Origin of the sequence: Rhizobium sp. Root1212, assembly GCF_001424985.1 — a bacterium.
Lineage (GTDB): Bacteria > Pseudomonadota > Alphaproteobacteria > Rhizobiales > Rhizobiaceae > Pararhizobium.
Genome location: NZ_LMDA01000022.1, coordinates 383,267 through 397,632, shown reverse-complemented (window position 1 = coordinate 397,632; position 14,366 = coordinate 383,267). Strand labels below are relative to the sequence as shown.

13 protein-coding genes are annotated in these 14,366 nt (G+C 61.9%); 1 reads left to right on the top strand and 12 read right to left on the bottom strand.

What is annotated here, in order from left to right:
• Nucleotides 1-6: 6 nt before the first annotated feature.
• The 10 genes from ASC86_RS17970 to ASC86_RS17925 all read right to left on the bottom strand — a co-directional run bounded on the left by ASC86_RS17970 (nucleotide 7) and on the right by ASC86_RS17925 (nucleotide 10,867).
• The gene (locus ASC86_RS17970; protein WP_056324352.1) at nucleotides 7-765 is read right to left on the bottom strand and encodes a M48 family metallopeptidase; all 759 of its coding nucleotides are present in this window, start codon (nucleotides 763-765) and stop codon (nucleotides 7-9) included.
• Between the two features lie 93 nt (nucleotides 766-858).
• Nucleotides 859-1,287, bottom strand: coding sequence for a DUF2852 domain-containing protein (locus ASC86_RS17965; protein WP_056324140.1), 429 nt, complete (start codon nucleotides 1,285-1,287; stop codon nucleotides 859-861).
• Nucleotides 1,288-1,429: 142 nt separating this feature from the next.
• Nucleotides 1,430-2,704 carry a polyhydroxyalkanoate depolymerase gene (gene phaZ, locus ASC86_RS17960; protein ID WP_056324137.1) on the bottom strand — a complete coding sequence of 425 codons (1,275 nt, stop codon included), beginning with the start codon at nucleotides 2,702-2,704 and terminating at the stop codon, nucleotides 1,430-1,432.
• A 255-nt stretch (nucleotides 2,705-2,959) separates the two neighbouring features.
• On the bottom strand, nucleotides 2,960-3,979 hold the full coding sequence (locus ASC86_RS17955; RefSeq protein ID WP_056324134.1) for a zinc-binding alcohol dehydrogenase family protein: 1,020 nt from the start codon (nucleotides 3,977-3,979) through the stop codon (nucleotides 2,960-2,962).
• Nucleotides 3,980-3,992: 13 nt separating this feature from the next.
• A complete protein-coding gene (locus ASC86_RS17950; RefSeq protein WP_056324132.1) occupies nucleotides 3,993-4,967 on the bottom strand; it encodes an ABC transporter permease in 975 nt (324 codons plus the stop codon).
• Nucleotides 4,968-4,992: 25 nt separating this feature from the next.
• A complete protein-coding gene (locus ASC86_RS17945; protein WP_056324130.1) occupies nucleotides 4,993-6,546 on the bottom strand; it encodes a sugar ABC transporter ATP-binding protein in 1,554 nt (517 codons plus the stop codon).
• A 64-nt stretch (nucleotides 6,547-6,610) separates the two neighbouring features.
• The gene (locus ASC86_RS17940; protein ID WP_056324128.1) at nucleotides 6,611-7,597 is read right to left on the bottom strand and encodes an ABC transporter substrate-binding protein; all 987 of its coding nucleotides are present in this window, start codon (nucleotides 7,595-7,597) and stop codon (nucleotides 6,611-6,613) included.
• A 266-nt stretch (nucleotides 7,598-7,863) separates the two neighbouring features.
• Nucleotides 7,864-8,310, bottom strand: a complete 447-nt coding sequence (locus ASC86_RS17935; RefSeq protein ID WP_056324125.1) for an RbsD/FucU domain-containing protein — start codon at nucleotides 8,308-8,310, stop codon at nucleotides 7,864-7,866.
• Between the two features lie 18 nt (nucleotides 8,311-8,328).
• Entirely contained in the window at nucleotides 8,329-9,348 is a 1,020-nt protein-coding gene (locus ASC86_RS17930; protein WP_056324122.1) for an aldo/keto reductase, read from the bottom strand.
• Nucleotides 9,349-9,361: 13 nt separating this feature from the next.
• Nucleotides 9,362-10,867: an altronate dehydratase family protein gene (locus ASC86_RS17925; protein ID WP_056324119.1), complete on the bottom strand. Its 1,506-nt coding sequence runs from the start codon at nucleotides 10,865-10,867 to the stop codon at nucleotides 9,362-9,364.
• A gap of 125 nt (nucleotides 10,868-10,992) precedes the next feature.
• Here ASC86_RS17925 and ASC86_RS17920 point away from each other — a divergent pair, with 125 nt between their 5' ends.
• A complete protein-coding gene (locus ASC86_RS17920) occupies nucleotides 10,993-11,871 on the top strand; it encodes a GntR family transcriptional regulator (protein ID WP_056324116.1) in 879 nt (292 codons plus the stop codon).
• 3 nt (nucleotides 11,872-11,874) lie between these two features.
• On the opposite strand, the gene ASC86_RS17915 is transcribed toward ASC86_RS17920, so the two are convergent.
• Nucleotides 11,875-12,678 carry an HpcH/HpaI aldolase/citrate lyase family protein gene (locus ASC86_RS17915; protein ID WP_056324113.1) on the bottom strand — a complete coding sequence of 268 codons (804 nt, stop codon included), beginning with the start codon at nucleotides 12,676-12,678 and terminating at the stop codon, nucleotides 11,875-11,877.
• A gap of 144 nt (nucleotides 12,679-12,822) precedes the next feature.
• Entirely contained in the window at nucleotides 12,823-14,283 is a 1,461-nt protein-coding gene (gene gabD / locus ASC86_RS17910; protein WP_056324110.1) for an NADP-dependent succinate-semialdehyde dehydrogenase, read from the bottom strand.
• Between the last annotated feature and the right edge of the window lie 83 nt (nucleotides 14,284-14,366).

Genomic DNA, 14,366 nt, shown 5'->3' with positions numbered 1-14,366 from the left:
CCGCACTCAATCGAAGTCGATGGCGTGCAGCATGGTGCCGTTGCGCTTCAGCCAGCGCCGCGCATCCGGCGTCGCGGGGCAAAGCTCCTCGCACAAGGCCCAGAAATCCGGACCATGGTTCATCTCGCGAAGATGAGCCACCTCATGGGCAGCAAGATAATCGATCACCTTCGGCGGCGCCATGACGATGCGCCAGGAAAAGCTCAGGGCGCCATCGGCAGCACAGGAACCCCAACGGCTGCGGGTATCCTTGAAGCTGAGTGACTTGACCTTGCGCCCGACGATGCGGGCATGAATGCCGACACGATGTTCGAGGTCCTTGCGCGCTTCCTTCTTCAGGAAATCGGCGATACGCCGGCGCAGGTGCTCCGGTGCGCCGCTCACCCGCAGCACGGCCTCGTCCTCCGCCATAACCGCTTCCGTCAGGCCGCGCAGCTTGCCGGTGCGCTCGATGCGATGGGCGATGCCGCGGATAAGGATCGTGCCACCTTCCTCCAGCACGCTCTCGCCGGAAAACCGCGCGAGCTTGGTCATCAGCCAGCCCTGATGCCGGTCGAGGAAGGCATTGATCTCGCGTTCGGGCAGACCGGCCGGCACCGTCAGCTTCAACTCGCGGCCGCCGGGCTCGATTCTAAGCGTCATGCGGGTCGCTCTTGCATTCTGCTTGATCGTCAGCGGCATCGCGCGGCCGGCGACATCGAGAAGGCGCTTCGTCGGCTGCGGCGTTTTTTTCGTGCCCGTTGTCTTGCGAAGAAGGGAAAACATGAAACTGGTGATAGCCGATTCGCCGGGTTTACGCATTCGACAGATAAGGAAAAGCCGGCGCTTCAGGGAAACGCCGGCTTTGATGTCAAACCGTCAGTGGGCCGGAAAGCCCGGCACCGAACCCGGACCGCCGGAATTGCGTTCGCGCATGAAGCGGTCGAACTCTTCCTGATCCTTGGCCCGACGCAGCTCGCGGACATATTCGTCGAACTGTTCGCGCATCTCATCGAGCTTGCGGCGTTCTTCATCAAGGCGGGTCAATTCGGCATCACGCCAATCGTCGAAGGCGACGTTGCCGGTGCGGAACTGGGGACGGCAATAGCCGCGACGGCCACGCTTGAAGGATGAGAACATCCCGTCAACGGTATCGTTGGCATCCTTGCGGAAGGATTTCAGCCGATCGCCGAACAGGATATAGGCCAGCATGGCGAGACCGAGCGGCCAGAAGACCACGAAGCCAAGCACCATCAGCGCAATGGTTGCGGGAGTCCAGTCCGGACGGATCAATGCAGATTGATTCATGTTCAGAAGTCCTCGCTCAAGACAGACCCTTTTGGGCCTGCCCTTTACGATGTGGGAACAGCCGAACCCGCTCGCAAGACAGGCGCCGGCGAAATCCGCCAAGCGCCTGTTTCCAATCTCATAAATCGAACGAAACCCAGGTTTAGCCTGGTTTTCCGCCCTTGATCACGCGGGCGACCGGCTTTGCCCGGCGCGCGTGCTGGCGCTGGAAGGCGACGATGCGCGGCGCGATCTCGCGGCGGAAGCGCGAGCCGTTGAAGACGCCATAGTGGCCGACATCCGGCTGCACGTAATGCTGGCGCATGTCGTTGGGGATGTTGGTGCAGATCGTCTGGGCAGCTTCGGTCTGGCCGACGCCGGAGATGTCGTCGTTCTCGCCTTCGATCGTCAGCAGCGCCACCTTGCGGATGGCGGTCGTATCGACCGGCTGGCTGCGATGCATCATCTCGCCCTTCGGCAGGGCATGGCGCATGAACACGACTTCGACCGTCTGCAGGTAGAATTCCGCCGTCAGATCCATGACGGCCATGTATTCATCGTAGAAATCGCGGTGCTTTTCCGCAGCATCGCCGTCGTTCTTGACGAGGTGCTCGAAGAAATCCTTGGTCGCCGTCAGGTGCCGGTCGAGGTTCATCGACATGAAGCCGGACAGTTGCAGGAAGCCCGGATAGACAGGCCGCAGGAAGCCCGGCTGCGGGAACGGCACCTGCATGACGACATTGTCCTGGAACCACTTGATCGGCTTGTCCTTGGCCAGCTGGTTGACGGCCGTCGGATTGATGCGGGTATCGATCGGCCCGCCCATCAGCGTCATCGAGGCCGGCGACAGCGGATCTTCATTGGTTTCCATGACCGCAACCGCAGCCAGAACCGGAACGGCCGGCTGGCAGACGGCGATCACATGGGTATCGGGGCCTAAGAAATGCAGCATCTCGATGACGTAATCGATGTAGTCGTCGAGATCGAAAGTGCCCTCTGTCAGCGGCACCATGCGGGCATCGATCCAGTCGGTGATGTAGACATCCGAATGCGGCAGCATCGCCTCGACCGTGCCGCGCAGCAGCGTCGCATAGTGGCCGGACATGGGCGCGACGATCAGCACCTTCGGATCGGCGGCGCGGCCCTTGGGCAGCGCCCGCTCGAAGCGGATGAGATTGCAGAAGGGCTGGCGCCAGACGATCTTTTCGCGAACCTTCACCGTCTGCTCGTCGACCACGGTTTCGGGAAGGCCGAATTCCGGCTTGCCGTAGCGGCGGGTCATGCGCTCGAACACTTCGAGGCCGGCGGCGGCAACCCGGCCGAAATAGGTATGGGAAACGGGATTGAGCGGATTGGCGTAGGCGAGGCGCATGGCATCGGCCGTTGCGCGCCAGGGCGCCATCATCGCATGATTGAGTTCGTAAAGCTGGTAGAACACGGGGACACTCCTGTTACCGCTGCCGAAAAACGTCGACCCGAGCCGGCGACATTCCGGTCATTCCTCATCGACAGGCGGCTGGAGCCTTAACCTATTTTGTGCATCGCAGCAATTGCTGCAGCGCCAAATCGCCTTCAGTCATCGGACGCAAGAATTTCACCGATCTTTTGACAATCAATGAAGTTGCTTGCGCAAAGCTCGCGTAGGCGGTGACAGCTGTCAAGTTTCCCCTTTAATTCCCGAGGTTTTCTTCCTTCAGGGCGCTATTTCGATCACAGCCTTGACCAACCCTGTCTTTTCGCTGGCCCAGCGCGGCAAGTCGGAGATCACCCCTTGCAGCGTGGTGCGGTGCGTTATGAGCGCATTGACGGGCACCTTGCCGGCCCTGATCGCCTCCGCCACATGGACGAAATCCTCCTTGGTCGCATTGCGGCTGGCGATCAGCGTCATCTCGCGCTTGTGGAACTCGGGATCGGAAAAGCGGATGTCATCCTTGACCACGCCGACGAAGATGAGCGAGCCGCCATGGGCGACATAGGAAAAGGCGCGCTCCATCGAGCCGGCATAGCCGGTGGCGTCGAAGACGACATCGAAACCATCGCCGTCGGTTGCTGCGGAAACGGCCTCTGCCGTGTCGCCGCCGACGAGGATCGCCTTGGCGAAATCGAAGGATTTTGCCGCCATGGCGAGACGGTCGGCGCTGGTATCGGCAAGCGTCACGTCATAGCCGGCGATGCGGGCGAAGATCGCGGCCCCAAGGCCGATCGGCCCGGCACCGATGACCAGCGCCCGTGACCCTTCCGGGGCCTGCGAGCGGCGGACCGCATGGGCGCCGATGGCCAGAAACTCCACCGTCGCCGCAGCCTCCGGCGAAAGACCGTCAGCCGGGTAAAGATTGTGCTCCGGCACGAGGATTTCCTCGCACTGGGCGCCATCGGTATGCACGCCCAGAACCCGGATATTGGTGCAGCAGTTTGGTTTTTCCTTGCGGCAGGCGCCGCAGCGGCCGCAGGCGAGATACGGATTGACGATGACGAGGCTGCCGATGGGAAGCGAGACGCCCTCGCCCGCCTCCGCTATCCGGGCGGAAATCTCGTGGCCCATGATCCGCGGATACTGCAGGAAGGGATGCTTGCCCTCGTAGATGTGGTAATCCGTGCCGCAGATGCCGACATGGCTGACGGCAAGCCGCGCCCAGCCGGCCGGCACCGCGCCCGGCGCCGGGACATCGACAAGGGCAAGCTGTCCGGGTTCGTTGCAGACGACCGCTTTCATGGCACTCCCCGCTTTACCGCGAACCGCGGCGGCGCAACTGATCGAAATAGACGATGACGATAATCAGCAAGCCTGTGATGATGCGCTGCCAGAACGAATTGACGTTCAGGAGGTTGGCGCCGTTGTTGATGGTCGCCAGAATGAAGGCGCCGATCAGCGGGCCGTGGATCGAACCGACCGCGCCGAACAGGCTGGTGCCGCCGATGACCGAGGACGCAATCGCCTGCAGCTCCCAGCCTTCCGCCTGGGTGGCGTTGCCGATGCCGATGCGGGAGGCGAGCAGGATGCCGACAAAGGCGGCGCAGGTGGCCGAGAGGATATAGGCCATATAGATCGTGCGGTCGACGCTGACGCCCGAGAGGCGCGCGGCTTCGCGGTTGGAGCCGACTGCGAAGAGATAGCGGCCCCAGCGGCTGAGATGCAGGAAGATATAGGCCGGCACCGCCACCAGGATCACCATCCAGAACAGGCTGGGAATGCCGAGGAAATTGGCGCGCGAAAACCCGGTGAAGGCTTCGTGGGTGATCGAAATGGTCGAGCCATCGGTGATCAGCAGACCGATGCCGCGCAGCGAGGTCAGCGTCGCCAGTGTGATGATGAAGGGCGGCAGGCCCATGCGCACGATGCCGAAACCGTGGAAGACGCCGATCGCCATGCCCATCAACAAGGTGAGGATCAAGGCCGCCCAGAGCGGCACGCCTGCATGCAGCAGCCAGGCAAGGATGACGCTGGAAAAGCCGACGATCGCGCCGACGGACAGATCGATGCCGGCTGTGATGATGACGAAGGTCTGCCCCACCGCAAGGATCGCCGTCATGGCGCCCTGACGCAGCAGGTTGGAGATATTGAGCGGAGTCCAGAAACTGGCGGTCCCGAGGCCGAGCGCAATCCAGAGGAAGAGGAGAAGACCGATCAGCGTCAGGCTGAACAGGACGTTCACGCCGCGCCGCGGCGCCGCCGCGCTCGATTCGGATGAGGTGATGGCCATTTGGATTGTCCTCTTCTCGCTTTTCTCAGACGCCGATCGCCTCGGCGAGCACGTCTTCATGGGATGCGGCATGGAAATCATGGCTGCCCACCAGCCGGCCACGGCGGAAGACATGCAGCCGGTCGGCCAGTTCATAGACCTCGGGCAGATAGGACGAGATCAGGATGATGCCCGCCCCCTCTTTCAGGAGCATGGCGAACAGGCGGTAGATTTCCGCCTTGGTGCCGACATCGACACCGACCGTCGGCTCGTCGAAGATGAACAGCCGCGCCCCGTGGCTCAGCCATTTGCCGATGACGACCTTCTGCTGGTTGCCGCCGGACATGCTGGAAACCAGCACCCGCCGGCTCGGCGTCTTGATGCTGAGATTGCGGATCTGCTGATCGGCATTGGCCGATTCCAGTGCATGACTGATGATCGGCCCGCGGCTGAGCCTGCGGAAGACCGGCAGGTTGATGTTGAGGCCGATCGGCAGGTTGAGGCACAGGCCCTGATCGCGGCGGCTTTCCGGCGCAAGCGCGATGCCGAGGTCCATGGCCGCGTGCTCGTTCCGGATATCGACCTTCTTGTCCATCCAGTGGATTTCGCCTGATGTGGCCGGGTGCCGGCCATAGAGGCCGAGCGCAAATTCGCTGCGACCGGCGCCGATCAGCCCGTAGAGGCCGACGATCTCGCCGGCCCGGACGCTCAGCGAGACATCCTCGAAACCTGGCCCGCTCAGGCCCCGCGTCTCCAGAATGGTTTCGCCGAGTGGAATATCTACCTTGTGGTAGATCTGCTCGATCGAGCGGTTGATCATCAGCGCGATCAGCTCGGTCTCATTGGTCTCGCCGACAAGGCGGGTACCGACATGGGTGCCGTCGCGCAGCACCGAGACGCGATCGGCAAGCTCGAACACCTCTTCCATGCGGTGGCTAATATAGACGATGGTCACGCCTTCGCTCTGAAGCCGGCGAATGAGCTTGAAGAGCTGGGCCGATTCCTGGCGTGTCAGGTAGGCGGTCGGCTCGTCGAAGATCAGGAACTGGGTGCCGCGCATGGCCGCCCGCGCTGTCGCGACGAGCTGCTGCTGGCCGATGGTGAGCGAACTCAAGGTGGACGCCGCCGGCAGATTGAAGCCGAGGTCGTCGAGCACGGCCTGCGCCGTCTTCTCCATCTGGCGCTTGCGCATCAGGCCGTTGCGGTTGATCTCGTCGCCGAGGAAAAGATTGGCGGCGACCGTCAGGTGCGGGCAGAGCACCACCTCCTGGTGCACGGCATTGATGCCACGGGCGATTGCCTCGTTCGGGGTCGCCAAGGCGACCGGTTGGCCGCACCAGAAAATTTCACCCGCCGTGCGGGTGATGACGCCGGTCAGGAGCTTGATCAGGGTCGATTTGCCGGCGCCGTTTTCACCGACGATCGCATGAATTTCGCCGGCTAGAAACGTTACCGTCGCCGGTTTCAGCGCCTGCACATAGCCGTAGTTCTTCTGCAGCCCCTTCAGCTCGAGGATCGGCGAGCCTGGGGCGACACGATTGGCCTCGGTTTTCTTCAGGCTGTCGTCGTGCCGGTGCGCGACCTGTTCCAGGCTTGTCATGAACGCTGCCTCCTCCCAAAGGGAAAGCCGCGCCGGGTTGATTGAGGCGGCGCGGCTTCTGTTCTTAGATCTTCGGGTTGAGCAGCGCGTCGATCTTCGGATCGGCCATGTTCGCCTTGGTGACGAGGTTGGCGCCGGTATCGACATTGGCCTCGACCTTCTCGCCCTTGGAAACGGCAAGCGCGGTCTTCACGCCGTCATAACCCATGCGATAGGGGTCCTGCACCACAAGGCCGGCGAGCGCCCCTTCCTTCAGGAACGCGACCGTCTTGTCGTCGCTGTCGAAGCCAATGACCTTGATCTTGTCGCCGAGCTTGTTTTCCGAAATCGCCTGTCCGACGCCCTGGGCCATGATCAGGTTCGAGGCGAAGACGCCGACGAGGTTCGGATTGGCGGTGATCAGATCGGTCATGATATTGAGGCCGGTCGTTGCCTGACCGTCCGCATATTTATCGGCGATGACCTTGATGCCCGGATACTTGGTCTTGATCTGATCGAGGAAGCCTTCGCGGCGCTGCTCGAGCGAGCCGGCACCGGGCAGGTTGGTGATGATCGCGACTTCGCCCTCTTCCTTGCCGGTCGCTTCCTTGATCGCAGCAACGAGGCCATCGGCAGCGATGCGGCCGCCCTGGACGTTGTCGGTGGTCAGGAACGAGCTGAAGGCCTTGGAATCGGCGCCGGAATCGATACCGATCACCGGCACCGCCTTGGCGGCTTCATCGATCGGCTGGCCGAGCGCCTTGAACTCCGTCGGCGCGATGACGACGGCGGCCGGCTTGCCGGCAACCGCATTTTCCAGAATGCCGACCTGGCCGTTGACGTCGGATTCCGCCTGGGCGCCCAGTTCCGGAACCTTGACGCCGAGATCCTTGCCGGCCGCACGGGCGCCGGCCAGAACGATCTGCCAGTAGAAGGATGTCGTATCCTTGACGATGATCGGGATGGTGACCTCCTGCGCGAAAGATGCGGCAGGCATCATCGTGGCGAGGACGGCGGCGCCGGCCAGGCTGGTGAAGGCACGACGGGACAGAATATGCTTCATGATGGTCATTCTTGTTCTCCTCCAAAGCGCCTCGGTAATCTGTCCTTCGATCGGATCGTCAGGCGCAAAAGATCCGATTTATCAGCGGGACATCAGAGCGGCCGCGCGACGCCCGATTTTTGCGGGATCATCGCAGGAGCCGGCGATCGAAATTCTCCTCCCTTTCGATCGGCCCTAAAATCGAGGCTATAGGAGCCAATCCGAAAAGCAATCGAAAAATGGTTCTCTCATTCCACTTCCCTAGTATTCGGAATTTTTAATCCAATACCTCTCTTTCAGGGTCTGTAGAGTTCCTCCGGGCGCACTACCCCCTTCTTCAGGATGATGTTGCCGTAGAGCCGGAATTCAGTGGTTGCGACGATATAGGCAGCCTTGCGGGCGCGTTCGTAAAAGGCGAACCGCTCCACCGGCACCACCCGGAAATCGCCGGCCAGCCGATGGACGATCTTCTGGAATTCTATGCAAACCTCGGGCTCAGCCGCCGGATCACCCACCACTTCCATCCGCCAAGCGGCCTCGTCGACCAAAGTATCGAGCGGCATATGGGCAAGCACAGCCTCGGTGATCGACAGCGCATCGACGCCATCGGCGCGCACGACCTTCGGCCCCATGGTGCTCGCCGGAAAATTGGCGTCGCCGATGACGATTTCGTCGCCATGGCCCATGGAGCGGATCGCATGCAGCAGGTCCGGTCCGAGCAAGGGGTGGATGCCCTTTAGCATTGCTGTTTCTTCCTTTCTTCAGGCACGGACGGCTTCCTGTCCCAGTTCCGGCGCGACGAGGGTATGGGCTTCATAGGCGGCCAGATCGGCGGTGCCGATCTTGGCCCTGGTCAGTTCCATATTACGGACGAGGCTTGCCGGTTTTGCCGTGCCGAGCAGCACCGAGGCCACCGCCGGATGATCGAGGGCAAACTGGATTGCGGCCGCCGCAAGCGGCAGGCCTTGCGTTTCTGCGATCGCTTCCATGGCCGCGACCTTTTCCAGAATATCCGGAGTCGCGGGCATGTAATCGAAATGTGAGCCGGCAACCGGCCCTGTTGCCAGAATGCCCGAATTGAAGACGCCGCCGACAACGACGGACGTGTTTTTCTGCTCGCAGAGCGGCAAGAGTTCCGCAACGGCGGATCGGTCGAGCAGGGTATAGCGGCCGGCAAGCAGGATGCAGTCGATATCGGCCCGGTGCATGACATCGATACAAACGGGAACTTCGTTGACGCCCAGTCCGTAAGCCGAGATGATGCCACTCGATTTCAACTCCTCCAGTGCCTTCAGGCCGGAATCGAGCAATTGGCCGAGCAGCACCGCATTGCGGGCCGCGCCGTGTGTGTAGGCGCCGATATCATGGACATAGAGAATGTCGATACGGTTCAGCCCGAGGCGGGCATAGCTGAACTCGACGGAGCGCATGATCGCATCATAGCTGTAGTCATAGGTGACATCGAAGGGCAGCGGATCGACATAGGAATAGTCTGGCACCGCATTGTCCGGCACCGGATGCAGCAGACGGCCGACCTTGGTGGACAGCACATAACTGTCGCGCGGCTTGTCGCGCAGGAAATCGCCGGTGCGCCGCTCGGCGAGGCCAAGGCCGTAATAGGGCGCGGTATCGAAGTAACGCAGGCCGGCATCCCAGGCGGCTTGAAGGGTGTCCATTGCCGTTTCGCGCGGGCAGGCCCGGTAAAGGCCGCCGAGGGCCGCCGTGCCGAAGCTGTATTCGGTCACGTGAAGCGCGGTTTTGCCGATCTGCCTCGTCTTCATGTTTTCCCTCCCGCTACAGCGTTGCGCCGAGGTGCCATGGCACGAATTCATTGTCGCCATAGCCGAATAGCTCACTCTTGGTCTTTGCGCCGGAGGCGGTCTCGATGATCAGGTCATAGATCGCCCGGCCCATGCCAGCGATCGTCGCATCGCCGGTCGCGATCGTGCCGCAGTCGATATCCATGTCCTCTTCCATCGCCCGATAGAGTGTCGTGTTGCTCGTCAGCTTGATCGACGGCACCGGGCGCGAGCCGAAACAACTGCCGCGGCCGGTGGTAAAGGCAATCACATTCGCGCCACCGGCGACCTGCCCCGTTGCGGACACCGGATCGTAACCCGGCGTATCCATGAAGACGAGACCGTGCTCGTTCACCCGTTCGGCGTAGTGGTAGACCGCCGTCAGCGGCGAACGGCCGCCCTTGGCGACGGCGCCGAGCGATTTTTCGAGAATGGTCGTCAGGCCACCGCGTTTGTTGCCCGGCGAAGGATTGTTGTCGAGGGAGGCACCGTGCATCTCGGCGTAACCTTCCCACCAGGTGATCAGGCCATCGAGCTTCTTCGCCACATCGTCGTTGACCGCGCGGCTGCGCAGCAGATGCTCGGCCCCGTAAATCTCCGAGGTTTCCGACAGGATCGCCGTGCCGCCGACGCCGGCGAGGATATCGACGGCAACCCCAAGCGCCGGATTGGCAGTGATGCCCGAGAGCCCGTCAGAGCCGCCACATTGCAGGCCGACGATGATTTCGCTGACGGGGATCGGCACGCGCCTCACTGTCCCGACTTCGGCCGCGATCTCTTCGAGAATGCCAAGTGCCCTTTCGACGGCACGGCGGGAGCCGCCGGCATCCTGGATGTTGAAATGCCGCTTTTCCGCGCCAGCGCCGGCCTGACCATAGAGCGTGAGTTGGTTGACCTCGCAGCCGAGCCCGACCATCAGCACGCCACCGAAATTCACATGGCGGGTGTAGCCGGCGAGCGTGCGGTGCAGGTTCTTCATACCGTCGCCGGTGGAACTCATGCCGCAGCCCTGATCGTGCACGATCGGCACGAAGCCGTCGATACCCTCATAGCGCGGCAGAATTCTCTGGTTTGCGGCATCGGCAATCGCCCGGCAGACGGTGGTGGAACAGTTCACGCTGGCGATAATGCCGATATAGTTGCGCGTCGCTGCCCGGCCATCCGCCCGCCGGTAACCGAGAAAAGTTCGCGCCCTGTCGGCGGCGCTTGCCGCTTCCGGCGGCACGGCGGCGCTGACCGAAAGCCGATCCTGATCGAAGGCGAGATTGTGGGAATGCACGTGATCGCCGGGCTGGATATCCACGGTCGCGCGGCCGATCGCCTGCCCATATTTGACCACCGGTTCACCGGCATGGATGGCGCGGATAGCGACCTTGTGACCGGCATCGATCCGCGCCGCAGCATGAACACCGCCGGCCAGCGCCTCACCCTTGTCGAGCGCAAGCGCTGCCACCGCGACGTTGTCTTCCGGCGAAAGAACGATGAACGAAGGTGAACTCACCTCGTTTTCCCCCTACAGCTGTTCCCTGGACTTTGTCCGTTATTATTGTCTTTTATCGACAATAGACAGTTATTCGTCAATGGGTATTATCTTCACCCAAGCTCGTCTTAAACGATCGGTATCTCATGGCCAGGCAAAACACCGTCTTCAAGGACGCTTTCAACCGCTGCCTGTTGCAGTTGGCGGATACCGCATCGCTGCCGTCCGAGCCGGAACTCGGAAACGTACTGGGGGTAAGCCGAACCACAGTTCGCGCCATTCTCGCGCGGATGGAGGAACTCGGGCTCATCCGCTGGAACAAGCGCGCCAAGACGGTGTTGCGGCAGCCGAAGGCGGAGGATTATTTTCCCGAAGACGAGACCAATTCGCTCTCGACGATTATTGAACGCAGTTTCATGCGCCGGATTCTGGCCGGCGGCGCCGAGGCCGGTATGCAGATCAACGAGCTGGAAATCGCCCGCGACATCGGCATCGGCACGACCAGCGTGCGGGAATTTCTGATCCGCTTCAGCCGCTTCGGCCTGATCGAGAAACGGCCGAACAGTCATTGGGTGTTGAAAGGCTTTACCCGCGAATTTGCACTGGAGCTGACGGAGGTGCGCGAAATGTTCGAGTTACGCTCGGCCGCAAGCTTCGTCACATTACCGCCGGAGCATCCGGCCTGGGCCGATCTGCAGCGTGTCGAGGCGATCCACCACGAGCTTCTGGCGGATATCGACAATCGCTATGCGGAGTTTTCAGAACTCGACGAGCGCTTTCATCTGCTTGTGCACAGATCGTCGGCCAATCGCTTCATCGTCGATTTCTACGATATCATCGCCATCGTCTTCCACTATCACTACCAATGGAACAAGACGAATGCGCGCCAGCGCAATGCGCGCGCGCTGGAAGAGCATCTGGATTATATCGCCGCACTTCGCTCCCGCGATGCGGAAAAGGTCGAAGCCGCCTGCCGGCGGCACCTGCGCTCCGCCCGCGAGACGCTGCTGCAATCGATCCCCTGACGATCAGTAGCCAGAGACAGGCTTTGCATTGCCGGATTCACCATTGAGGAAATCCGATCGCAGCTTTTCCGTCGCCGAGACCAGCAACGTGACATCCGTACCGATCGCCATGAAATCCGCGCCGAGCGAGCGGTAGAGATAGGCCTGGCCGAGATCGAGCGTCATGATACCGCGTCCCTTGCCGGCCTTTGCAATGCGCTGAAACGCATCGGTGATGGCCTCAGTGACGGCGGGATGGCCGGGCTGGCCGAGATAGCCCATGTCGGCGGCAAGATCGGACGGGCCGATGAAAAGGCCATCGACGCCTTCCAGCGCTGCGATATCGTCAAGCGCGGCAAGGCCGGCGCGGCTTTCGATCTGCACGATCAAGCAGATTTCGTCGTTTGCCGTTTCAAGATAGTCGCCGATCCGGCTGAAATTCGAGGCACGGCCGAGGGCCGCACCGACGCCGCGGATGCCGTGCGGGGGATAGCGCACGGCGCGCACCAGCGCCTTGGCCTGCTCGACGCTCTCCACCATCGGGATGAGCAGCGTCTGGGCGCCGATATCAAGCACCTGCTTGATCATCCAGGCTTCGCTGCAGGGCAACCGGACCATCGGATGGCTTCCGGAGCGCAGGATCGCCTGAAGCTGGGCGGCGATGAGCGGAATATCGTTCGGCCCATGTTCGCCATCGATCAGCAGCCAGTCATAGCCGCTTCCCGAAACCACTTCGGCGGCATAGGGGCTTGCCAGCGCCACCCAGAGCCCGAGCTGGAAACGACCCTCGCGCAGGGCGGTCTTGAACGGATTGACAGGCGCGGGCATGGCATTCTCCTCAACAAAAAGCCGGCCGGAATGATCCGGCCGGCTCCGTCATAACAAACAAAGCATGTCGTGCAAAAGTGTGCAGCGGTTTTGCGGCAACGACATGCGAAAAAACAAGACCTAAAGCGCAGCTTTAAGGCCGTCTCAGGCAATTCCGCCGAGGCAGACATACTTGATTTCGGTGAACTCCTCGATGCCATAGCGGGAGCCTTCGCGGCCGAGGCCGGAGAGCTTGACGCCGCCGAAGGGGGCTTCAGCGGTGGAGATCAGGCCGGTGTTGACGCCGACCATGCCATATTCCAGCGCTTCGGCGACGCGGAAGACGCGGGCGAGATCCTTGGCGTAGAAATAGGAGGCGAGGCCGAACTCGGTGTCGTTGGCCTGCTCGATGACGTCGTTCTCATCCTTGAAGCGGAAGAGCGGTGCGACCGGGCCGAAAGTTTCTTCGCGGGCGACGGCCATGTCTTTGTTGACATCGGCCAGAATGGTCGCCTCGTAGAAGGTGCCGCCCAGCGCGTGCGGCTTGCCGCCCTGAAGGACGCGAGCGCCCTTCTTGACGGCGTCGGCCACGTGTTCGGCGACCTTTTTCAGAGCCGGCTCGTCGATCAGCGGCCCGAGGATCACGCCCTCGTCGAAGCCGTTGCCGGTCTTCAGCTTGCCGACGGCCTTGGCCAGTTTTTCGGCAAAGGCTTCATAAACGCCATCCTGCACATAGATGCGGTTGGCGCAGACGCAGGTCTGGCCATTGTTGCGGAACTTGGCGATCAGCGCGCCATCGACGGCTGCATCGAGATCGGCATCGTCGAAGACGATGAAGGGCGCATTGCCACCGAGTTCAAGGCCAAGCTTCTTGATGGTCGGCGCGCTCTGCTTGTAAAGCTCGGCGCCGACTTCGGTCGAGCCGGTGAAGGTCAGCTTGCGCACGGTCGGGTTGGAGGTCATCTCAGCGCCGATCTCGCGGGCGGAGCCGGTGACGACGCTGAACAGGCCCTTTGGCAGGCCGGCGCGTTCGGCGAGAACCGCAATCGCGATCGCCGAGAACGGGGTCTGCGCAGCCGGCTTCAACACCATGGCGCAGCCGGCGGCAAAGGCCGGGCCGGCCTTGCGGGTGATCATGGCATTGGGGAAATTCCAGGGCGTGATCGCGGCGACGACGCCGATCGGCTGCTTCATCACCATGATACGCTTGTCCGGCTGGTGGCCGGGGATCAAGTCGCCATAGATACGGCGTCCTTCCTCGGCAAACCACTCGATGAAGCTGGCGCCATAGACGATTTCGCCGGTTGCTTCCGCCAGCGGCTTGCCCTGCTCCAGCGTCAGGATGCGACCGAGATCGTCCTTGTTGTCGATCATCAGCTCGAACCACTTGCGCAGGATGCCGGCGCGCTCCTTGGCGGTGCGGGCGGCCCAGCCCTTCTGGGCGATGCGGGCGGCTTCGATCGCCGTCTTGGTTTCAGCAGCACCCAGCTTCGGTACATGGCCGATGGTTTCGCCGGTCGCCGGGTTGGTCACCACAATCGCGGTCTTCGGGTCCGCCTCGATCCAGTTTTCGCCGATGAGGGCTGCCTGGCGGAAAAGCGAGGGGTCTTTGAGGGAAAAATTCATCGGGGCAGTCCTCCAATTAAAATCTACAGAACTTATACAAGTTTTTTACGGAAAGACAATCTCCCTCGGCCAATCATTCGCGG